The sequence below is a fragment of the Mesorhizobium australafricanum genome, from assembly GCF_033977265.1.
Taxonomy (GTDB): Bacteria; Pseudomonadota; Alphaproteobacteria; order Rhizobiales; family Rhizobiaceae; genus Mesorhizobium; species Mesorhizobium australafricanum.
This window is the reverse complement of sequence record NZ_JAVIIT010000003.1, coordinates 211,934-233,348: the sequence shown is the minus strand read 5'-3', so window position 1 is coordinate 233,348 and position 21,415 is coordinate 211,934. Positions and strand designations below refer to the sequence as shown.

The 21,415-nt window shown below is 63.9% G+C and carries 19 protein-coding genes; 11 read left to right on the top strand and 8 right to left on the bottom strand.

The features are described from left to right. Positions 1–39 precede the first annotated feature (39 nt). Positions 40–1,908: a DNA mismatch repair endonuclease MutL gene (gene mutL, locus RFM98_RS07960; RefSeq protein ID WP_320308352.1), complete on the bottom strand. Its 1,869-nt coding sequence runs from the start codon at positions 1,906–1,908 to the stop codon at positions 40–42. A 56-nt stretch (positions 1,909–1,964) separates the two neighbouring features. Further along, positions 1,965–2,927: a GlxA family transcriptional regulator gene (locus tag RFM98_RS07955; protein ID WP_320308351.1), complete on the bottom strand. Its 963-nt coding sequence runs from the start codon at positions 2,925–2,927 to the stop codon at positions 1,965–1,967. Positions 2,928–3,035: 108 nt separating this feature from the next. On the opposite strand from RFM98_RS07955, the gene RFM98_RS07950 reads away from it, so the two are divergent. Continuing rightward, positions 3,036–3,344: a putative quinol monooxygenase gene (locus tag RFM98_RS07950; RefSeq protein ID WP_320308350.1), complete on the top strand. Its 309-nt coding sequence runs from the start codon at positions 3,036–3,038 to the stop codon at positions 3,342–3,344. A 51-nt stretch (positions 3,345–3,395) separates the two neighbouring features. On the opposite strand, the gene RFM98_RS07945 is transcribed toward RFM98_RS07950, so the two are convergent. After that, positions 3,396–4,298: a LysR substrate-binding domain-containing protein gene (locus tag RFM98_RS07945; protein WP_320212108.1), complete on the bottom strand. Its 903-nt coding sequence runs from the start codon at positions 4,296–4,298 to the stop codon at positions 3,396–3,398. Positions 4,299–4,388: 90 nt separating this feature from the next. Between RFM98_RS07945 and RFM98_RS07940 the strand changes: the two genes are divergently transcribed. The 4 genes from RFM98_RS07940 (at position 4,389) to RFM98_RS07925 (ending at position 8,792) form a co-directional block, all read left to right on the top strand. Next, entirely contained in the window at positions 4,389–5,939 is a 1,551-nt protein-coding gene (locus tag RFM98_RS07940; protein ID WP_320308349.1) for a trimethylamine methyltransferase family protein, read from the top strand. 40 nt (positions 5,940–5,979) lie between these two features. Next, complete coding sequence (locus tag RFM98_RS07935) at positions 5,980–7,629, top strand: ABC transporter substrate-binding protein (protein WP_320308348.1); 1,650 nt, start codon at positions 5,980–5,982, stop codon at positions 7,627–7,629. A 94-nt stretch (positions 7,630–7,723) separates the two neighbouring features. Beyond that, complete coding sequence (locus tag RFM98_RS07930; protein WP_320308347.1) at positions 7,724–8,197, top strand: DUF3828 domain-containing protein; 474 nt, start codon at positions 7,724–7,726, stop codon at positions 8,195–8,197. A 4-nt stretch (positions 8,198–8,201) separates the two neighbouring features. After that, the gene (locus RFM98_RS07925; RefSeq protein WP_320308346.1) at positions 8,202–8,792 is read left to right on the top strand and encodes a hypothetical protein; all 591 of its coding nucleotides are present in this window, start codon (positions 8,202–8,204) and stop codon (positions 8,790–8,792) included. An 11-nt stretch (positions 8,793–8,803) separates the two neighbouring features. Here RFM98_RS07925 and queF read toward each other — a convergent pair whose 3' ends face one another. Continuing rightward, positions 8,804–9,265: a preQ(1) synthase gene (queF, locus tag RFM98_RS07920; protein ID WP_112129828.1), complete on the bottom strand. Its 462-nt coding sequence runs from the start codon at positions 9,263–9,265 to the stop codon at positions 8,804–8,806. Positions 9,266–9,392: 127 nt separating this feature from the next. On the opposite strand from queF, the gene RFM98_RS07915 reads away from it, so the two are divergent. Further along, the gene (locus RFM98_RS07915) at positions 9,393–11,438 is read left to right on the top strand and encodes an oxidoreductase (RefSeq protein ID WP_320308345.1); all 2,046 of its coding nucleotides are present in this window, start codon (positions 9,393–9,395) and stop codon (positions 11,436–11,438) included. A gap of 98 nt (positions 11,439–11,536) precedes the next feature. Here the strand turns inward: RFM98_RS07915 and RFM98_RS07910 are convergent, their stop codons facing one another. Continuing rightward, a complete protein-coding gene (locus tag RFM98_RS07910) occupies positions 11,537–11,944 on the bottom strand; it encodes a hypothetical protein (protein ID WP_320308344.1) in 408 nt (135 codons plus the stop codon). 142 nt (positions 11,945–12,086) lie between these two features. On the opposite strand from RFM98_RS07910, the gene RFM98_RS07905 reads away from it, so the two are divergent. Then, positions 12,087–12,605: a MarR family winged helix-turn-helix transcriptional regulator gene (locus RFM98_RS07905; RefSeq protein ID WP_320308343.1), complete on the top strand. Its 519-nt coding sequence runs from the start codon at positions 12,087–12,089 to the stop codon at positions 12,603–12,605. A 4-nt stretch (positions 12,606–12,609) separates the two neighbouring features. On the opposite strand, the gene RFM98_RS07900 is transcribed toward RFM98_RS07905, so the two are convergent. Beyond that, positions 12,610–13,329 carry a polysaccharide deacetylase family protein gene (locus tag RFM98_RS07900; protein WP_320308342.1) on the bottom strand — a complete coding sequence of 240 codons (720 nt, stop codon included), beginning with the start codon at positions 13,327–13,329 and terminating at the stop codon, positions 12,610–12,612. A 230-nt stretch (positions 13,330–13,559) separates the two neighbouring features. Next, positions 13,560–15,629, bottom strand: coding sequence for a putative bifunctional diguanylate cyclase/phosphodiesterase (locus tag RFM98_RS07895; RefSeq protein WP_320308341.1), 2,070 nt, complete (start codon positions 15,627–15,629; stop codon positions 13,560–13,562). Positions 15,630–15,926: 297 nt separating this feature from the next. Here RFM98_RS07895 and RFM98_RS07890 point away from each other — a divergent pair, with 297 nt between their 5' ends. Further along, positions 15,927–17,114 carry a glycine C-acetyltransferase gene (locus RFM98_RS07890; protein WP_320308340.1) on the top strand — a complete coding sequence of 396 codons (1,188 nt, stop codon included), beginning with the start codon at positions 15,927–15,929 and terminating at the stop codon, positions 17,112–17,114. A 52-nt stretch (positions 17,115–17,166) separates the two neighbouring features. Continuing rightward, entirely contained in the window at positions 17,167–18,201 is a 1,035-nt protein-coding gene (gene tdh / locus RFM98_RS07885; RefSeq protein WP_320308339.1) for an L-threonine 3-dehydrogenase, read from the top strand. 192 nt (positions 18,202–18,393) lie between these two features. On the opposite strand, the gene RFM98_RS07880 is transcribed toward tdh, so the two are convergent. Continuing rightward, positions 18,394–18,837: a MarR family winged helix-turn-helix transcriptional regulator gene (locus tag RFM98_RS07880; RefSeq protein WP_320308338.1), complete on the bottom strand. Its 444-nt coding sequence runs from the start codon at positions 18,835–18,837 to the stop codon at positions 18,394–18,396. Between the two features lie 128 nt (positions 18,838–18,965). Here RFM98_RS07880 and hmgA point away from each other — a divergent pair, with 128 nt between their 5' ends. Both hmgA and RFM98_RS07870 read left to right on the top strand, forming a co-directional pair. Beyond that, positions 18,966–20,279, top strand: a complete 1,314-nt coding sequence (gene hmgA, locus RFM98_RS07875) for a homogentisate 1,2-dioxygenase (protein ID WP_320308337.1) — start codon at positions 18,966–18,968, stop codon at positions 20,277–20,279. A 107-nt stretch (positions 20,280–20,386) separates the two neighbouring features. Further along, entirely contained in the window at positions 20,387–21,400 is a 1,014-nt protein-coding gene (locus RFM98_RS07870; RefSeq protein WP_320308336.1) for a fumarylacetoacetate hydrolase family protein, read from the top strand. Positions 21,401–21,415: the final 15 nt, after the last annotated feature.

Sequence of the window (21,415 nt, the reverse complement as noted above, 5' to 3'; positions counted from 1 at the left end):
TGCTCAGGCGTATCTCGCCAACCTTGGTGTTGCGGGGGATCACCGCCGCCCGAACAGCCTTTCGATGTCGGCGAGCTTGAGCTCGATATAGGTCGGGCGGCCGTGGTTGCAGGTGCCGGATCCGGGCGTCGCCTCCATCTGGCGCAGCAGCGCGTTCATCTCCTCGGCCTTGAGCAGGCGCCCTGAGCGTACCGAGCCGTGGCAGGCCATGGTGGCGGCTATTCTGTCCAGCCGCTCCTTCAGCGTCTCGACGGTATCGTTGTCCGCGATCTCGTCGGCAAGGTCGCGCACCAGCTGCTGCACATTGGTCTCGCCAAGCATCGACGGTGTCTCGCGCACCGCCACCGCGCCTGGACCGAGGCGCTCGAGGCCGAGGCCGAATTTGGCGAGCGTGTCGGAATGCATGGCCAGCCTTTCGGCGTCATCTTCCGGCAGGTCGACGATCTCGGGCAGCAGAAGCATCTGCGACGGCACTGCGCGCGAATGCAGTGCGTTCTTCAGCGCCTCATAGACCAGCCGTTCATGCGCGGCATGCTGGTCGACGATGACGAGCGAATCCTGGGTCTGGGCGACGATGTAGTTCTCATGCACCTGCGCCCGCGCCGCGCCCAGCACCGTGCCGAGCAGCGCTTCGGCCGGCTCGGCCATGCCGGCGCGAACATCGGCGCTGGCGAGCGGTCCGGTGTCGAAGGCCGTCTGGTCGTTTTCGCCAAAGCCACCTTGGCGCGGCCGCGCTTGCCCCATGTCGAGCGGCCGCTGCGCCGAGCGCAGCGGATCGAAACCGCCGGAGCCGGAGGCGTGGTAAGCGGCTTCGTAGCTGCGGTGTCCGTTGGCCGGCCCGGGATGCGAATAAGGCGCAACGCCCGGCCGGAACGCCGCCATCATGCCGGCGGCACCCGTGGTCGCCGCGCGGATGCCCGCCCCGGCCAGCGCTTCGCGGATGGCGCCGACGATCAGTCCGCGCACCAGGCCCGGATCGCGGAAGCGCACATCGGCCTTGGCCGGATGCACATTGACGTCGACGGTCGAAGGATCGAGCGACAGGAAGAGCACGGTCACCGCATGCCGGTCGCGCGGCAAAACATCGGCGAAGGCGCCGCGGATCGCGCCGGCGATCAGCTTGTCGCGCACCGGCCGTCCATTGACATAGGCATATTGCTGCAGCGCGTTGGCGCGCGTGTAGGACGGGATCGAGACATGCCCGGCAAGATGCACACCATCGCGCATGGCATCGATGGCGATGGCGTTGTCAGGGAAATCCTTGCCCATCACTTGTGCGACGCGGGCAAGCCGGCCTTCCGGCGTGTCGTCCGTCGCTGGAAGCTCCAGCGTCGAACGGTCGGGTCCGGCAAGCGTGAAGCGCACGGCGGGGAAGGCGATCGCGATGCGTTTCACCACGTCGCTCGTGGCCGAGCTTTCGGCGCGCTCGCTCTTCATGAATTTGAGCCTTGCCGGCGTGGCGAAGAAGAGATCGCGCACCTCGACCGTCGTGCCGCGGTTGGCCGCCGCCGGCTTGACGGGCAGGATCCGGCCGCCCTCGATGCCGATTTCGGCCGCGCTGTCGCCGCTTGCTGTCCGCGACCGGATCGACAGCCGTGCGACGGAACCGATCGAGGGCAGGGCCTCGCCGCGGAAACCCAGCGAGCGGATGTCGTGGATGTCGTCGGAAAGCTTCGACGTGCAATGGCGCGCGATCGCCAGCGCCAGCTCCGGCTCGGCTATGCCCGAGCCATCGTCGGTGACGCGGATCAGGTTCAGCCCACCGCCCGCCGTCACGACCTCGACGCGCGACGCTCCGGCGTCGAGCGCGTTCTCGACCAGCTCCTTCACCACGCTCGCCGGACGCTCGATAACCTCGCCGGCGGCGATCTGGTTGATCATCGTTTCGGAGAGTTGGCGAATGGGCATGGAGGATTATAGGCGGATTCGATTGGCGTGGGGGAGAGCGGAATTGCGATAATGGATCAGTTTGCAGCACGGATTTCGCGCACGCCCTTGCGCAGCCGCCGCCGCAGCAGATTGCGCAATGTCACACCGTCGCCATAGCCGACCTTGGCGGCGATCTCATCGACAGTATCGGATGTGGTCTTCAACAAATGCACAGCCTGCTCAACACGCAAATCCTGGAAATAAGATAGCGGCGTCTTGCCAAGCACATCGTTGACGCGCCGCGAAAGCGTCCGTTTGCTGGCGCCCAGCGCCGCGGCTGCTTCGTCGAGATTGAAGCCGGCGGCGAGATTTCCACGCGCCCAGCGCTCGAAACGTTCTACCAGCGGGTTTGAATGGGTGAGGTGGTCGGAGATTGCATAGGCCGATTGCAGCGGCCGGCTGTCGACGACCAGATATTTCGCCGTCAGCGCCGCAAGCTCCGGGCTTGTCTGGCGGATGACCATCAGCGCGAGATCGATGTGGCCAAGTGCTGCTCCGGCGGTCGCGAACTGCCCATCATTGATCAGCATGCGCGCGGCGTCGAGCCGCACTTGCGGGTAAAGTTGCCGGAACATTGGCGCCAGCCACCAGGTTGTGGTTGACGGCCGCCGGTCGAGCAGGCCGGTTTCAGCCAGGATGAAAGTGCCGACGCAGGCGGCCCCGATGCGGGTGCCGGTATCGGCAGTAGCGCGCAACGCGCTGGTCGCCCTGGCGATGTCATCTCGCTTCAACGCATCGGCAAGCGGGCCCGGCATCTTCTGACCGATCGCCGGTATCGCCAGCCAATCGGGGGTCGGCTCGGCGCCCATCGAGACGACCGGCACCTGAAGGCCTTGACCGGTGTGGACCGTGTCGCTCACCCCGACAATTGTCGTGGCGAAACGGCCGGGCGGCGACGCCAGCATCCCGGCCAGTTCGTTGGCTGTGGCGAAAACGTCGAGCATGGTGGCCAGTCCGGTGTCGAAGACGCCATCAAGTGCGAGGACGGAAATGTTCATGGCAACAATGGTATCAAAGATGTCATTTTTGCCAATACGCTTTCCGGTCCGATGCTGCGATTGTGCTCTTGGCGGCCCCCTGGCCGTACACGACGAGGAGAAGACAAAATGATCAAACTCGCATTGTTCGCGCGCTTCGAAGCCAAGCCCGGCAAGGAGAAGGACGTCGCCGCGTTCCTCGCCACAGGGCTGCAACTCGCTAATCAGGAATCCACGACGCCGATCTGGTTCGCCTTGCAGCTTTCGCCAAGCGTCTTCGGCGTATTCGACGCCTTCCATGACGAGGCTGGGCGGCAGGCGCATCTCGCCGGGGAGATCGCCAAGGCACTGATGGCCAATGCCGAAACGCTGTTCGTTGGCCCACCGACCATCGACAAAATTGACGTGCTCGGCCTCAAGAACGACGGTTCCGCCTGACCTTTTCGGCCCGCCAAGGCAATCCGGTGCGCACTGGATTGCGTCGGCGACTCAGGCCTGAGCCACCAGCCAGTCCCTTACCTTGCGCGCATTGTCGCTGAGGTCGCGGTTCTTTGGCCAGATGACATGGAACCCGACGCCGGTCCTCATCACATGATCGGTCACCGGCACCAGCAGCCCTGATGCCACCAGCCGCTCGACCAGATGCCGCCAGCCAAGCGAGATGCCTTGCCCCTCCATCACCGCCTGGATCACCAGCGCGTAGTCGTTGATGCGCAGGCCGCGCTCGGCATTGCGCAGGCTGGTTCCGGCTGATGCGAACCACTCGTCCCAGTTCGGCGCCTCGCGATAGGGCTCCTCGAGATGGATGAGCCGGTGCGTGGCCAGTTCCTCGACCGTCTTCGGCTTGCCGAATTTGGCGAGGTAGCTCGGTCCCGCGACCGGGAAGATCTCTTCGTCGGAGAGCGACAGCGAGTGATAGTCCGGCCAGTCGCGTGGCACGCCGCCGCGCACGCCGAGCGGAATCCCCTCGGCGATGATGTCGAGGTCGCGGTCGGCCGTCTGGATGCGCAGGTCGATGCCCGGCAATTCGTCGCGGAACTGCTGCAGGCGCGGCATCATCCAGAACGAGCCGAAGGCGGTCGAGGCGGCTAAAGTCACATGCCCGCCCGTCGCCTGCAGGCGAAGGTCCTCCGCCGACTTGCGGATATGCGACAGGCCGAGCGACACGTCGGCATGGAAGCGCTCGCCGGCCTCCGTCAAAATCACCTGGCGGTGGCGGCGCTGGAATAGCTTCGCGCCGAGCTGCTCCTCCAGACCGCGCACCGCGTAGGAGACGGCCGCCTGGGTCATGCCAAGCTCGCGCCCGGCCGCGGTGAAGCTCGACAGCCGGCCCGCGGCTTCGAAGACGATCAGGCTGCCGGCCGAGGGCAGGAGGTGGCGTAGGCTTCGCATAAGCGCAGCTTATACAAGCGATCAGGATTTTCTAGCGTCACAGCCCTATTTTACACCGCTAACTTGGTCAGACGGGAAGAAGGAGGCTCCATGAACGCACCGGCCGTTGAATTGACCGAACAGACCCACCGCCGCGGCGGCGGCCGCCTGGGGCGCAAGGCGCTCAGAAGCGCGCCGATAGCGTCCTTCCCGACCTTGGTCCGGCAGATCCCCGCATACGAGATAGTGCCCAGCGAGGCGGTGGAGCTGATCCACGAGGAATCGCTCAAGATCCTCGAGGAGGTGGGTTGCGAATTCCGCGACGACGGGGCGATCGAGCTCTGGAAAGCGGCCGGCGCCGATGTCAGGGAGACGCGCGTCCGCATCGACCGGGCGCTGCTGATGGAGCTCGTCTCGAAGGTCCCGGCGGAGTTCACGCTCAACGCGCGCAACCCTGAACGCACGGTGCGCGTCGGCGGCAAGAATTCGATCTTCGTGCCGATGTACGGCGCGCCCTACATCCGCGACCTCGACAATAAGCGGCGCTACGGCACGCTCGCCGACCTCAGCAATTTCCACAAGATGGCCTACATGGCGCCGGCGCTGCATTCCTCCAGCTCTGTCATCTGCGAGCCGATGGAAATCGCGGTGCCGAAGCGGCATCTGCACATCATCCACTCGGCGCTGAAGCATTCCGACAAGCCGTTCATGGGCATCGTGACGTCGAAGGAGCGCGCCGAGGACACGATGGCGATGGCTGGCATCGTCTTCGGCGAGGACTTCGTGCGCGACAACCCGGTGCTGGTAGCGATCACCAACTGCAACTCGCCGCTGGTGTGGGACGCCACCATGATCGACGCCATGCGGGTCTATGCGAGCCACAATCAGCCGCTGATCCTGGCGCCTTTCGCGCTGTGCGGCGCATCGACGTCGGCTTCCGCCGTCGGCGCGGTGGCGCAGGTCAACGCCGAGGCGCTTGCAGGCGTGGCCCTGACCCAGCTCATCCGTCCCGGCTCGCCGCAGATCTACGGCCAGTTCATGGTGACGGTCGACATGAAGACCGGCGCGCCGATGGGCGGCACGCCGGAGGCAGCCCAGATGATGTATCTGATGGGCGCGCTGGCCAGGAAATACAAACTGCCCTGGCGCACCTCCGGCTTCCATGTCGGCTCCAAGCTCAACGATGCCCAGGCCGGCTACGAGGCGAACATGCTGATGCATGCCGCGATCCTGTCCGGCGCCAATTACATCTGGCATTCCGCCGGCTGGCTGGAGGCGGGCCTCACCTGCGGCTATTCGAAATTCGCCACCGACTGCGAGCAGCTGGTCGGCTGGTACAAATATGCCGGCGGCGTGCCCTTCGACGATTTCAAGGAGGCGATGGCGGCGATCCGCGAGGTTGGTCCGCAAGGGCATTTCCTCGGCACGCAGCACACGCTCGAGCATTTCGAAAGCGCCTTCTTCATGCCGAATATCATGGACTTCAATTCCTTTGAGCAATGGAACGCCGAAGGCGCGAAGGACCATGACACGCGCGGCCGCGAAAAGGCGCGCAGCATGCTCGCCGACTACCAGGAGCCGAAGCTCGACGAGGGCGTTGCCGAGGGGCTCGCGGATTTGATCGCGCGGCGTGAGGAAAAGCTGCCGGATAGCGTTAGTTGAAAACAAACGGGCGAAGACCCGAATCAAGGGGAGAACGAGAATGACACTTTTCAAAAGCAATGGTGACCGGGTTCCGGCCGCTATCGAAGCGATGGCCGAGGAGGCGCGCGCCGGCCGTGTCGATCGGCGCGAATTCCTGGCGCTGGCCAGCGCCTTCGGCGCATCGACGGCTTTCGCCTATGGCATGCTCGGCCTTGCTGCGCCGACCAGGGCGCTCGCCGACGAGCCGAAGAAGGGCGGAACGCTGCATGTCGCCATGTCGGTCAAGGCGCAGAAAGATCCGCGCACCTATGACTGGACCGAAATGGCAAACGTTACCCGCACCTGGCTGGAGCCGCTGGTGCGCTACACACACCAGTTCACCTTCGAGCCGGTCCTGCTCGAAAGCTGGGACGTCAACGACGACGCCACCGAATACACGCTGCATCTGCGCAAGGGCGTCACCTGGAACAACGGCGATGCCTTCAACGCCGATGACGTGGTCGCCAATCTGAACCGCTGGTGCGAGAAGGGGGCTTCCGGCAATTCCATGGCCGCCCGCGTCGGCGCGCTGATCGACGCCAAGACCGGCAAGGCGAAGGACGGCGCGATCACCAAGGTCGATGATCATACGGTCAAGCTGAAGCTCAACGAAGCCGATATCGCCATCATCCCGGGCCTCACCGACTATCCGGCGCTGGTCGTGCACCGCGACTTCGACAAGGATGGCGCCGATCCGATCAAGAAGCCGATCGGTACGGGAGCCTTCGAGCTGGTCTCCTATTCGGTGGGTCAGAAGGCGGTCGTCAAGCGCCGCGAGAACGGCAAGTGGTGGGGTGGCGAAGCACCGCTCGACGGGGTGGAGTTCATCGACTACGGCACCGACTTCAACGCCACGCTCAATGCCTTCGATTCCGGCGAGATCGACCTCGATTTCGAAACGCCGGCCGACTTCATCGAGCCACTCGACAAGATGGATCTGGTGAAATCGGAGGTCGCGACGGCGACCACCCTCGTTGCCCGCACCAACGTCACCCATAAGCCCTATGACGACAAGCGGGTGCGCAACGCGCTGCAGATGGCGGTCGACAACAACCAGGTCATGCAACTCGGCTACAATGGCCGCGGCACGGTCGGCGAGAACCATCACGTCAGTCCGATCCATCCCGAATACTATCCGCTGCCCAAGAAGGAGCGCGACGCCGCCGGCGCCAAGAAGCTGATGGCGGAGGCAGGCCAAGCCGACTTCGAGCATGAGCTGATCACCGTCGAGGACGAGTGGCAGAAGAACACCGGCGATGCCATCGCCGGCCAGTTGCGCGATGCCGGCATCAAGGTGAAACGCACCGTGCTGCCGGGCTCGACCTTCTGGAACGACTGGACGAAATATCCTTATTCCATGACCATCTGGTACATGCGTCCGCTCGGCGTGCAGGTGCTGGCGCTCGGCTACCGCACCGGCGAGGCCTGGAACGAGACGGCCTATTCCAACCCGGATTTCGACGCCAAGCTCAAGGACGCGCTGTCGCAGATCGACGTCGCCAAGCGCAAGGAGGTGATGAAGGATGTCGAGCAGATCCTGCAGGACTCCGGCGTCATCATCCAGCCGTTCTGGCAGAAGCTCTACTGCCACATGAACAAGAAGGTGAAAAACTACTCGATGCACCAGACCTACGAAATGGACTTCCAGAACGTCTGGCTGGATGCCTGAGCGCGCCTGGACTTCATGAGCCGCAAAAAAGCGGATATGCAGGATGCATGGCGGTGATCGTGCCACCACGCCGCCGAACGTCCGGAGATCCTGCATGAAGCCGATAGTGCTTGCCGCTGCGATGTCGATTGCCTTGCCCGGCGCCACGCTCGCCGGGCCGGCTTCCAACGCCGTGAAGTTCTTCTACGTGCCTGAAGTGAAGTTCGAGGCGGACGCGAAATACCGCGACCGCTTCACCGACCCGGTCACCAGGCTGTTCGAAGCCAACGACAAGGCGCAGAAGGAGAAGCCCGACGAGGTGTCCTGCATCGACTTCGACCCCGGCCTCGACGCACAGGATTTCGATCAGAAGACCCTGTCGAAGACGCTGAAGCTCACCGAGGCCGTCAATGGCGACACGGCCGAGGTGACGGCAAACTTCAATCTTTTCCCGGAAGGCGATGACTCCAAACGCGAAATGGTGTGGTCGCTGAAGAAAGTGGACGGCAAGTGGAAGATCGCCGACATAACCTCCAAGACCAGCGACTGGAAGCTCAGCGCGCTGGAGTGCGGCTCCTCGACGGAGTGATGCCGTGCTTCGCCGTCTCGTCTTCGCGTTGTCGAGCTTGTCGATGCTGGCCGCGGGGCTGAGCGGCGGCGCCTGCGCGCAGGGGCTCTTCGGCTCGCCGCCGCCGAACGCGCCGGCGGACGACAAGTCGCCGCCAGCGGACGACAAGTCGCCGCCGGCCGCAACGCCGGAAGGCAAGCCGACCGAACCGGCGCCTGCCGCGCCTGTCCTGCCGGGATCGCCCACAGCGGTGGTGAAGCCCTTCTATGAGCATCTCGGGCTCGAGCTCGATCCGGCTCAGCGCAAGAACTTCATCGACCCGGCGAAAACCGTGCTCGACAAGAGCGATGCGCTGCGCGCCTCGGGGCAGGGCGAGTGCCTCGACCCCAACATGGCGCTCGACAATTCGGATTACGACAAGCTCGCCATCGACAAGAGCCTGCGCACCATAGAAGCCGTCAATGGCGACCAGGCCAAGGTTGTCGTCGCCTTCGTCGTCGAAGGCCACCAGCACCGGCTGGAATGGAAGCTGAATAAGGTCGGCGGCGACTGGAAGATATCCGACCTCCTGTCTGTGACCGGCGAATGGGCGCTCAGCCAATACCAGTGCGAATGATGGCGATCCGCTCAGCCCCGCCCGCGATAGGGCGCAACGCCGGTATCCGGCAGCCAGGCGTCCTTGGGCGGCGCGCCGGTCTGCCAGAAGACATCGATCGGGATGCCGCCGCGCGGGAACCAATAGCCGCCGACACGCAGCCAGAGCGGCTTGGTCGCCTCCACGATGCGGCGGCCGATCATCACCGTGCACTCTTCATGGAAGGCGCCGTGGTTGCGGAACGAGGTCATGAACAGCTTCAGCGACTTCGATTCCACCAGCGTCTGGTCGGGCGCATAGTCGATGACGATGTGCGCGAAGTCGGGCTGGCCGGTGACGGGGCAGAGCGAGGTGAATTCAGGGCAGGTGAAGCGCACGATCGCGGGCGGGCCGTCGCCGCGCTGGAACGGCACGGTCTCCAGGACCGCCTGTTCGGGGCTCTGTGGCGTCTCGACGTGCTTGCCGAGCTGGGTGAGGTTCTTGGCATCGGTCATGGGGGACTCCTTGCTGCCGCCCCAAGGTCCGAGCGACAGGCAAAACAAAAGCGAAATTGCTGCGCAATCTTTCAGGCGCGGCGGGTTTGGGCCGCTCATTAGCACAATTTGAAACGACAGGAAGACGATGACCAGCAACGACCCGCTTCTCCAACCTTACCAGCTCAAGCACCTCACGTTGAAGAACCGGGTGATGTCGACCAGTCATGAGCCGGCCTATTCCGAGGACGGCATGCCGAAGGAGCGTTATCGGCTCTACCATGCCGAGAAGGCCAAGGGCGGCATGGCGCTGACCATGACGGCGGGCTCGGCGATCGTCTCGCGCGATAGCCCGGCCGCCTTCGGCAATCTGCATGTCTACGACGACAGGATCGTGCCGTGGCTCGCGGAGCTGGCGGACGCCTGTCATGAACACGACTGCAAGGTGATGATCCAGATCACCCATCTCGGCCGCCGCACGGGCTGGAACAAGGCCGATTGGCTGCCGGTGCTGTCGGCCTCGCCGGTGCGCGAGCCGGCGCATCGCGCCTTCCCCAAGACCATCGAGGCGTGGGACATCGAGCGCATCGTCGCCGACTATGCTTCGGCCGCGCAGCGCTGCCAGGCGGCCGGCCTCGACGGCATCGAATTCGAATCCTATGGGCATCTGATGGACGGCTTCTGGTCGCCGGCGACCAACCACCGCGACGACGAGTTCGGTGGCTCACTCGACAACCGCCTGCGCTTCACCGACATGGTGTTGGATGCGGTGCGCACCGCCGTCGGCGAAAAATTCGTGGTCGGCATCCGCATGGTCGCCGACGAGGATTTCGAAAAAGGCTTGTCGAAGGAGGAAGGCGTCGAGATCGCCAGGCGGCTGGCCAGTTCCGGCAAGGTCGATTTCCTCAACATCATTCGCGGCTCGATCGAGACCGATGCGGCGCTGACCAAGGTCATCCCGGTGACCGGCATGCGTTCCTCGCCGCATCTCGATTTCGCCGGCGAGGTGAGGGCGGCGACGAAGTTTCCGACCTTCCATGCGGCGCGCATTTCGGATGTCGCCACCGCGCGCCATGCGATTGCCACCGGCAAGCTCGACATGGTCGGCATGACCCGCGCCCATATTGCCGATCCCTATATCGTCAAGAAGGTGATGGAAGGCCGCGAGCACGAGATCAGGCCCTGCGTCGGCGCCACCTATTGCCTCGATCGCATCTATGAAGGGGGCGAGGCGCTCTGCGTCCATAACGCCGCGACCGGCCGCGAAGCGACTATTCCGCATGTCATCGCGAAGAGCGAAGGACCGAAGAAGAAAGTCGTGGTGGTGGGCGCCGGCGCCGGCGGCCTTGAAGCGGCGCGCGTCGCGGCCGAGCGCGGCCATGAGGTGACTGTGCTCGAAGCCTCCAGCCAGGCCGGCGGCCAGGTCCGGCTCGCCACGCAGAACCCGCGCCGCAAGGAATTGATCGGCATCATTGACTGGCGGCTGGCCGAGCTCGATCGCCTTGGCGTCGAAATCCGCTACGACACCTGGGCTGAGAAGAACGATGTGCTGGCGCTGGCGCCGGATGTCGTGATCGTGGCGACCGGCGGCCTGCCGCAGAACCCGCCGCTGACGGCCGGCGACAATCTCGTCACGTCGAGCTGGGACATCATGGCCGGCAGCGTCAAGCCGGCCGAGAATGTCCTGCTTTACGACGACAATGGCGGCCATCAGGGCATGGGCGCCGCTGAACTGATCGCCAATAGCGGCTCCAAGCTCGAGCTGGTTTCGCCCGAGCGCTTCTTCGCGCCGGAAATGGGCGGCCTGAACCATGTGCCTTACATGCGCGCCTTCCACGAGAAAGGCGTCACCGTCACCATCAACACCCGCCTGCGCTCGGTGCGTCGCGAGGGCAACCAGCTCATCGCCGAGCTGGCGTCGGACTTCGCCGATGGCTGGCGCGGCGAGCGGCGCGTCGACCAGGTGGTGGTCGAGCATGGCACAGCACCCCTCGACGACCTCTATCTATCGCTGAAGCCACTGTCCAAGAATGGCGGCGCGGTCGACTACGAGCGGCTGGTGAACGGCGGCGACATCTTCCCGCAGCGCAATGCCGAAGGCGGCTTCGTCGTGTTCCGCATCGGCGACGCGGTCGCTTCGCGCAACATCCACGCCGCGATCTATGACGGCATCCGGTTCGGGATCAGAATCTAAAAGATTGGTGGCGCGCAATCGACCTCTGCAAGGAGAGCCACCTGCCGCTTCGGTCGGTTGCGCGCCGCGCATGGTCGGCTTACACCGGCCGTGCGATCTCAAAACATCTTGGCGGTCGCCATGCAAAGCACGGTGATGACCAGCAGCCCGCCGGCGATGCGTTCGCCTCTGGTCATTTTCGCGCGCAGCTCTGTTTGGGTCGCAGCATCGGCGCCGGCAAGCTGCCTGCTGGCCGAGCCCACAAGCGCGCCCTGCACGCCGGCGGCGATCAGCGCCGTCAAAATACCCAGCGCCAATACCTTCTCCATCGAGCCGAAAGCACCCTCATGGAAGAAATACCAGAGCAGCAAACCGGTCAGGAAAGCCAAACCGGCCGCGCCCATTTGCGGCCGGAAGAACCGTTCCGCCTTGATCTCCGGATCGCGGGCAACCGCAACGGTGGTGCCGGCCCAGAAGACGCCGGCCACGACGTGCAGGCCGATGACGACGATATAGACATATTGCATGACCGCATTCCTCTCTGCTGCCCGCCGCGCGTCGCAGCCATGTCGCGACGCCATCAATAAGACAAAGTTAGATATCTAATGATTAGATGTCAATGCATGAAGCCGAGTTTCACGTCCCCGCTGCTTGCTCTACTGTCAGGTCATGACACCGTTTGACCGCCCGCCCGTTGGCATGAACCTCGCCCGCACCTCGAAGGTGGTAGCGCAGGCTTTCGATGCCGCGCTGGTCGAGGCCGGCGGCACGCTGCCGGTCTGGCTGACCTTGCTGTCGGTCAAGTCGAAGGAACTCGCCAACCAGCGCGAGCTCGCCGGCATGATCGGCATCCAGGGCGCGACGCTGACGCATCACCTCAACGCCATGGAGGCGCAAGGGTTGCTGACGCGCCGCCGTGATCCGGAGAACCGCAGGGTCCACCAGGTGGCCCTGACCGAGGCCGGCGAAGCGCTGTTCGAGAAACTGCGGATGGCCGCGATCGCCTTCGACAAGCAGCTGCGCATGGGCATCGCCGATGAGAGGCTGGCCGAATTCGCCGAAGTGCTGGCTGCGCTAAGGGCGAACGTCGAAGCGCCGAGCTTCGGGCATCTGCTGGCGTCTTTCCCCGGTGACGAGAACGACATCCCGCCTCGCCCCGGCAACCCGGCTCGCGCAGTCAAATCATAAGCTCTTAGCGATCATAACCCGCTATCGCGCCGAAGGCGTAATGGCGCAGCCTGAGCGCTGCGATCAACGCCGTCAGATTTGCCTTGCCGTCAAAGGCGTCCTGGAACATCTCGTCATGCATGAGCAGGATAAGCTTGCGCGGCTTGGCGAAATGGCCATAGCCGAACAGATGGTCGATCTCGCTGACCAGGTGGTCGACGCTCTGCACCGGCTTGCCGCTGTCCTCATGCACCCATTCGTGGTCCCAGCCGTAAAGCCAGAAGCCCGACGCCGCGACGAATTCGTAATCCGGATCCTCGCGTCCCGCCTGTGCGAGACCCAGCGAATTGTCGTTACCCGAGTAATTAGGCAGCCTGAACACGTCGCGTCCGGGCAGCCGCGCATGCACGGCCGGCCTGAGACCCAGAACGGCATTCGCCCTGAGCATGTCGGCGACCACGCCTTCGGTATCCCCGTAGAAATGGCGGTAGTGATTATAGGCATGGCTGTAGCTGTGGTTGCCGATCGTCACCAGCGGCATCGATTTCGCTCGCTGCAGCAAGGCCCGGTTGGCGGCATTGGCCTCGGCATGCATGCCGACCATGAACAGCGTTGCCGGCACCTGCTCGACCTGCAGCACGTCTAGGATGTTGCTTGTGCCGTTCAGCGGGCCGTCGTCGAAGGTGAGATAGATGGTGCGGTCAGCGGCCAAAGCCGGCGATGCGACAAGCAGCAGCGTCGCCATAAGAAGTTGAAGCGAAATTTGCGAGAACCGCTTGCGATCATGGCAAGACACTAAGGTAGCGCGGGTCTTGTCAAGCATGGCTAGGTGCCAGATGCGTTGAGATTCGGGTCAGGCCGAGTCGAAAATGGCGGGTTCCGAGAACCGGAGCGGAGCGTACTTAAAGTACGTGAGCACCGGAAGCGCAGGAAGCCGCCATTTGCAGACCGGCCTCACCTGAATGTCAGTGCATCTCAAGCGAGGCTGCCCTGCAGCACCTTCAGCCTCGACTTCTTCGGGCTGCGTGCCGTCAGCCATTCGCGCGCCTTGTCCTGCGGCATCGGGAAGGCGATCGAATAGCCCTGTACCTGGTCGCAGCCGATTGCCATCAGCGAGTCGAGCTCAGCCTCGGTTTCGGCACCCTCGGCGACGATCGAGATGCCGAGCCCCCGGGCAAGCTCGGTGATGGCGCGCACGATCTTGGTGTTGTCGCCGTTCTCGTTGATGTTCTGGACGAAGCGGCGGTCGATCTTCAGCCGGTCGATCTCATTCGGGTTGACGTGGCTGAGCGAGGCATAGCCGGTGCCGAAATCGTCAAGCTCGAGATGCACGCCGGTGGCGCGGATGTGGCGGAGCTTGGCGGCGATCCCGGTCTTTTCGTCGTCGAGGATGACGGATTCGACGATCTCCAGCGCCAGCTTCTGCGGCGCCAGGCCTACGCGCTCCAGCGTGCCGAACAGGAAGGCGTCGAAATCGGGCTCGCGCAGCTCCGTGCCCGAGACATTGACGGCGATGCGCCCGAAATCGATGCCGGCGCGGTCCCATTCGGCGGCTTCCTCGATCGCCTTGGCGATGACGATGCGGCCGATATCCGGCATGAAGCCGCATTTTTCGGCGACGGGAATGAACTCGCCGGGCGAGATCATGCCGCGTGTCGCGTGCTTCCAGCGCACCAGCGCCTCGATGCCGCTGATCTTGCCGCTGGTCAGCGACACCTGCGGCTGGAAATAGACCTCGAAGCTCTTGTTGGCGATCGCCGTGCGGATGTCCTGTTCGAGCTGCTTGCGGTAGTCGAGCTCGCGCCGCAACTCCTCGGAGAAGAAGGAGAAGTTGCCGCCGCCGAGCTTCTTGGCGGAATAGAGCGCGAGATCGGCATGGACGAGTAGGTCCTGCGCATTGTCGGCATCCACCGGATAGACCGCGATGCCGGCGCTGGCGCCGGGCAGGATGGTTGTGCCCTGGAACGTGATCGGCTCGTTGATCTCGCCAATGATGCGCTTGGCCAGCGCATGGATGTCCTCGGTGCTGCCGGCGCCGTTGAGGATCATGACGAACTCGTCGCCGCCGAGCCGCGCGCAGAGATCAGACGCCCGGCAGGAATCGCGCATGCGCTGCGCGGTCACCACCAGCACATAGTCGCCGGCGGCGTGGCCAAGCGTATCGTTGATCTGCTTGAAGCGGTCGAGATCGAGCTGGATCACCGCCAGACGCTCGCGGCGGCGATGCGCACCCTTGATCAGCGTGTCGAAATGGTCGGTGAGGAAGGTGCGGTTGTGCAGGCCGGTCAGGCCGTCATGCACGGCGATGAAGGCCATCGAGTTGCGCGCGTCGACCAGCTCGCGCGTCTTGCGCAGGATGGCGTTGGACATCGGCCGGAAGATGAACAGCGCTACCAGCACGATGACGCCGAGTGTGGCGAAGAACAACTTGCGGTGCAAGTCGAGGATGTTGCTGGCCTTTTCATTGGCGAAAGCGCTGATGCGCTGGCCGAGCGCGGCATAGCCGGACATGGTCGCATTGGCGACGGAAGCGTCGAGGCCGACGCGTTCGCCGCCGCCCTTGTAGCCGTCGCTCTGCATGCCGAGCTGCGACTCGAAGGACGAGACCAGCCTGTCGCCATTGGCGACGAGGCCGACCGAGAAATAATCGAGGTGGAACGGCTTGCTGAACAGCACGTATTCGATCGATTTCGGATCGTTGCGCGCCGGTGACAGCGGATCGGCGCCGGTCTCCGTGAGCAGCAGGTCGTAGCTGGTCTCGAACTCGCCGGTCGCCTGCTTGAGCGCGGTGACCAGCGCCGGCTGCTTGTCGCGCGAGGCGGCACCGGTGGCGCTGGCCAGGAAGACGATGCGCTGCGACAGCGCTTTCTGCGTCGAGACGATGTCGAGCAGCGCATCATTGTGCTGTTGCTGCGCCATCAACTGCTGCAGAAGAATGAACGAGGCCACCACCATGGCGGCAATGATCGTGAGCGCCAGCCAGTAGCCGGTCTTGATCAGCAGGATCAGCTTGCGCGAAACGCTATGCACTGGCTGCTGCGACATAACTGGGTGACCCTCCGGTCGACGGATTCCTGCCAAGCATTCGTGGCGGGAAACGCTTGCCGTGAAAGGGTTAACAGGTCTGCAAGGGAGGCCGACGGCGATCGCGGCGGCGCGACAAAGCTCGCAAGATGGTTATCACGTCCTTTCCCGCACACCGCGTTTTTGAGCGCATCGTGGTCACGACATCGCGAAGGATTGCGATCGAGCTTTCGCGACGCCACCGAACCGGTCGCTTTTGCGATGGATTTTTCTTGGCCCAGGCGCGACAGTCCGGCTCGAACCGAACAGGGCCGGACCATGAGCAAAGCATTCCTTTCCCATATCGACAGCGAGCTGCAGGGCCTGAAATCGGCCGGACTCTACAAGTCCGAGCGGGTGATTTCCTCGATGCAGTCCGCCGAGATCGAGGTCGGCGGCGAAAAGGTGCTGAATTTCTGCGCCAACAACTATCTCGGCCTCGCCGACAGCCGGGATCTGCGCGACGCGGCAAAGCATGCGCTCGACCGCTATGGCTACGGCATGGCCTCGGTGCGCTTCATCTGCGGCACGCAGGAGGAGCACAAGCAGCTCGAGGCGACGATCTCATCCTTCCTCGGCATGGACGACACCATCCTCTACTCTTCCTGCTTCGATGCCAATGGCGGCTTGTTCGAGACGCTGCTCGGCGAGGAGGACGCGATCATTTCCGACGCGCTGAACCACGCTTCGATCATCGACGGGGTGCGGCTCTCCAAGGCCAAGCGCTTCCGCTACGCCAACAACGACATGGCCGATCTGGAAGCCCGGCTGAAGGAGGCGAAGGATTGCCGCTTCCGGCTGATCGCCACCGATGGCGTGTTCTCGATGGACGGCATCATCGCCAATTTGCGGGGTGTCTGCGACCTTGCCGAGAAATACGATGCGATGGTCATGGTCGACGACAGCCATGCGGTCGGCTTCGTCGGCAGACAAGGCCGCGGCTCGGCCGAGTATTGCGGCGTCGAGGGCAGGGTGGACATCATCACCGGGACGCTCGGCAAGGCGTTGGGCGGCGCATCCGGCGGCTACACCTCGGGCAAGAGAGAGGTCGTCGACTGGCTGCGCCAGCGCTCGCGACCCTATCTCTTTTCCAACACGCTGATGCCTGCGATTGCCGGCGCCTCGATCAAGGTGTTCGAGTTGATCCGTCATGGCGACGCACTGCGCGAGCGCCTATATGCCAATGCGGATCGTTTCCGGTCTCAGATGGGTAAGCTCGGCTTTACGCTTGCGGGCGCGGATCACCCGATCATACCGGTGATGCTGGGCGACGCGGCTTTGGCGCAGGAGATGGCGCAGCGCATGCTGAAGCGCGGCATCTATGTCATCGGCTTCTCCTTCCCGGTGGTGCCGAAGGGCCAGGCGCGCATCCGCACGCAGATGTCGGCCGCTCATTCCGCCGGCGATATCGATCGCGCGGTCGAGGCGTTCGGGGCGATCGGCAAGGATCTGGGCGTGATTTCCTGAACGGCTGGCGCTGAAAAACGATTCCGGATCAAGCGATTCAAGGAACAAAAGAATGTCCAACATGATGAAGGCGCTGGTGAAGGCCAAGGCCGAGCCGGGCATCTGGATGGAAGAGGTGCCGGTGCCGGAGATCGGCCCCAACGACGTGCTGATCAAGGTCAAGAAGACCGCGATCTGCGGCACTGACGTCCACATCTACAACTGGGACCAGTGGGCGCAGAAGACGGTACCGGTGCCGATGGTGACCGGCCATGAATTCGTCGGCACGGTCGCCGACTACGGCGCGGCGGTCACCGAATACAAGGTTGGCCAGCGCGTCTCGGGCGAAGGCCATATCGTCTGCGGCCATTGCCGCAACTGCCGCGCCGGCAGAGGGCATCTCTGCCGCAACACGCTTGGCGTCGGCGTCAACCGTCCAGGTGCCTTCGGCGAATACATGGTGATCCCGCAGCACAATGTCGTGCCGATTCCCGACGACGTGCCGGACGAGATCGCGGCCATCTTCGATCCACTCGGCAACGCCGTGCATACGGCATTGTCCTTCGATCTCGTCGGCGAGGATGTGCTGGTCACCGGCGCCGGGCCGATCGGCATCATGGGCGCGCTGGTCGCGCAATGCGTCGGCGCGCGCAAGGTCGTCATCACCGACATCAACCCGGTCCGGCTGGATCTGGCGCGCAAGCTCGGCGTTCAGCACGTCGTCGACGCCTCGAAGGAAAAGCTGCGCGATGTGATGCCTTCGATCGGCATGAGCGAAGGTTTCGATGTCGGGCTGGAGATGTCGGGCGCGGCCCCCGCTTTCCGTGACATGATCGACACCATGAACAATGGCGGCAAGATCGCCATCCTCGGCATCGCGCCGACCGGCTTCGAGATCGACTGGAACAAGGTCATCTTCAAGATGCTGCACCTGAAAGGCATCTATGGCCGCGAGATGTTCGAGACCTGGTACAAGATGATCGCCCTCGTGCAAGGGCCGCTCGATGTTTCCGGGCTGATCACGCACCGCATTGGGATCGACGATTTCCAGGTCGGCTTCGATGCGATGCGGAGCGGCAGTTCGGGCAAGGTGGTGATGGATTGGTAGCTGATTAGAAACGCTGGCGGGACAGCACCCCCCTCTGGCCTGCCGGCCATCTCCCCCGCAAGGGGGGAGATTAGATGTCGTTCTCGCCCTCGCCAATCACCAACGTTGGCGAGTGAGCGGGGCGCCGAAGCTGCTAATCTCCCCCCTTGCGGGGGAGATGTCCGGCAGGACAGAGGGGGGTGCGAAGGATCGCTACGCAGCCGATAAGGCTTCCTCCAGCGCCGCGACCCCCGTCACAATCGCCGCCCGCTCCCCCGCACTCAACCTCCCCAGCAACTCCCTCTCGAACGCTTTCGCCAGCGGCACCATCTCGCGATAGGCGGCTAACCCCGCCTTGGTCAGCGCCAGGTGCTCGACGCGCCGGTCGTTCTCGTCGGGCGTGCGCGTCAGCCAACGCCGCTGTTCCAGTTCGGCCACCGCGCGCGACACCTTGGTCTTGTGCATGGCCGACTGTTCGCCGAGCTCCGTCGCGGTCATCGTGCCGCGCTCGCCAAGCCCGGAGAGCGTGCGCCATTCCGGCCGCGTCAGGCCCTGGCGCTCCTTGTAGATGCGCGAGAATTCGCGGCTGACGGTGTCGGCAAGCCGATAGAGCCGATAGGGCAGGAAACTCTCCAGTTCGAGGATATCCGGTTCCATGGGCGCCCCTCGCATGCAGCGTGGCCGTTGATAGTTACATTTTCGATGGTTACAAATGAAACCAGTTTGGTCAACATCGCCGGCAGACCAGGTTTATCAGCTTGCAAGCCGGGATCAGGGAGGATCGGATGGGCTTTTCCTACATGCCGGGCTTCGGCAATGATTTCGAGACCGAGACGCTGCCTGGATCGCTGCCGCAGGGCCGCAACTCGCCGCAGCGGCCGGCCTACGGGCTCTATGCCGAGCAGCTTTCCGGCTCGCCCTTCACAGCGCCGCGCGGCACCAATGAGCGCTCCTGGCTCTACCGCATCCGTCCGAGCGTAAAACACACCGGCCGCTTCCAGGGCGCGAGCTATCCTTTGTGGAAGACCGGGCCCAATATCGGCGATCACGAGCTGGCGCTCGGCCAATATAGATGGAATCCGACGCCGATGCCTTCCGAGCCGACGGACTTCATTTCGGGCATGCGCACCTTCACCACGGCCGGCGACGCGGTCGGCCAGTCCGGCATGGCCGCGCATGTCTATGTCGCCAACCGCTCGATGACCGACGACCATTTCTTCAACGCCGACGGCGAACTGCTGGTCGTGCCGCAGGTTGGCGCGCTGCGCTTCGTCACCGAGATGGGCGTGATCGAGCTTCGCCCCGGCGAGATCGCGGTGCTGCCGCGCGGCCTCGTCTTCAAGGTCGAGCTCGCGGACAAGGAGGCGCGCGGCTATGTCTGTGAGAACTATGGCGCCAAATTCACCATGCCGGACCGCGGCCCGATCGGCGCCAATTGCCTGGCCAACCCGCGCGACTTCAAGACGCCCTGTGCCTGGTTCGAGGAGAAGGAGACGCCCTGCCGGCTGATCGTCAAATGGTGCGGCACCTTCCATGTCACCGAGCTTGGCCATTCGCCGCTCGACGTCGTCGCCTGGCACGGCAACTACGCGCCCTACAAATATGATCTTGCAACCTTTTCCCCGGTTGGCGCCATCCTTTTCGATCACCCTGATCCGTCGATCTTCACGGTGCTGACGGCACCGAGCGGCGAGGAGGGCACCGCCAATGTCGACTTCGTCATCTTCCCGCCGCGTTGGCTGGTGGCGGAAAACACGTTTCGGCCGCCCTGGTACCACCGCAACATCATGAGCGAGTTCATGGGCCTGATCCACGGCCAGTATGACGCAAAGGAAGAGGGTTTCGTTCCCGGCGGCATCAGCCTGCATAACCAAATGCTGGCGCATGGGCCGGACGCCACCGGTTTCGACAAGGCGACACGCGCCGAGCTGAAGCCCGTCAAGCTCGACAACACCATGGCCTTCATGTTCGAGACGCGCTTCCCGCAGATGCTGACCCGCTACGCCGCCGAGCTCGGCACCTTGCAGGAGAACTATATCGACTGCTGGGCCGACCTGAAGAAGCGCTTCAACGGTACGCCCGAGGGCGACTGGTCCTGATCGGCAGATGATTGTCAGGAAAACGTGCCGAGGCGACTTGACGATCGCTCGCGGGCGCTTTGTTGTGTGACAAAGCGGTGAAAAGGCCGCACAAGAGAGGAAACCGCATGAAGCTTGCCACTTTGAAGAACGAGACGCGCGACGGGAAGCTGGTCGTGGTCTCGCGCGATCTGACGCGGTTCACCGACGCTTCCTTCCTGGTGCCGACGCTGCAGGCCGCGCTCGACGACTGGCGCCGCATTGCGCCGCATCTGGCGGCGATGGCGGAATCGCTGGAGACCAACGCGGTGCCTTCGGCGCGCTTCCACGAGCATGACGCGCATTCGCCGCTGCCGCGCGCCTATCAATGGGCGGACGGCTCGGCCTATGTGAACCATGTCGAGCTGGTGCGGAAGGCGCGCGGCGTCGAGATGCCGGCGAGCTTCTGGACAGATCCGCTGATCTACCAGGGCGGCTCGGATAGCTTCATTGCGCCGCGCGACTCGATCCGCGTGGCCGACGAGGCCTTCGGCATCGACATGGAGGCGGAAGTCGCCGTCATCGTCGACGATGTGCCGATGGGCGCCGGGGCGGGCGAGGCGAAAGATGCGATCCGGCTGGTGATGCTGGTCAACGACGTGACGTTGCGCGCCATCACCGGGTCGGAACTGGCGAAAGGCTTTGGCTTCTTCCAGTCGAAACCGTCATCCGCTTTCTCGCCGGTCGCGGTCACGCCGGATGAGCTGGGCGACGCCTGGGACGGCGGCAAGGTCAACCTTGCGCTGCTCGCCGACCTTAACGGCAAGCCGTTCGGCCGCGCCAACGCCGGCATCGACATGACCTTCGATTTCCCGGCGCTGATCGTCCATGCGGCAAAGACCCGGCCGCTCGCCGCCGGCACCATCATCGGCTCCGGCACCGTCTCCAACAAGCTCGATGGCGGACCGGGCAAGCCGGTGGCGGCCGGCGGTGCCGGCTATTCCTGCATCGCCGAGCTGCGCATGATCGAGACTATCGAGAGCGGCGAGCCGAAGACGCCCTTCCTGCGTTTCGGCGACACGGTGCGTATCGAGATGAAGGACAAAGCGGGACACTCGATCTTCGGCGCCATCGAGCAGAAGGTCGAGAAATACGAGGGGTGAGAGAGTTTTGAGCCG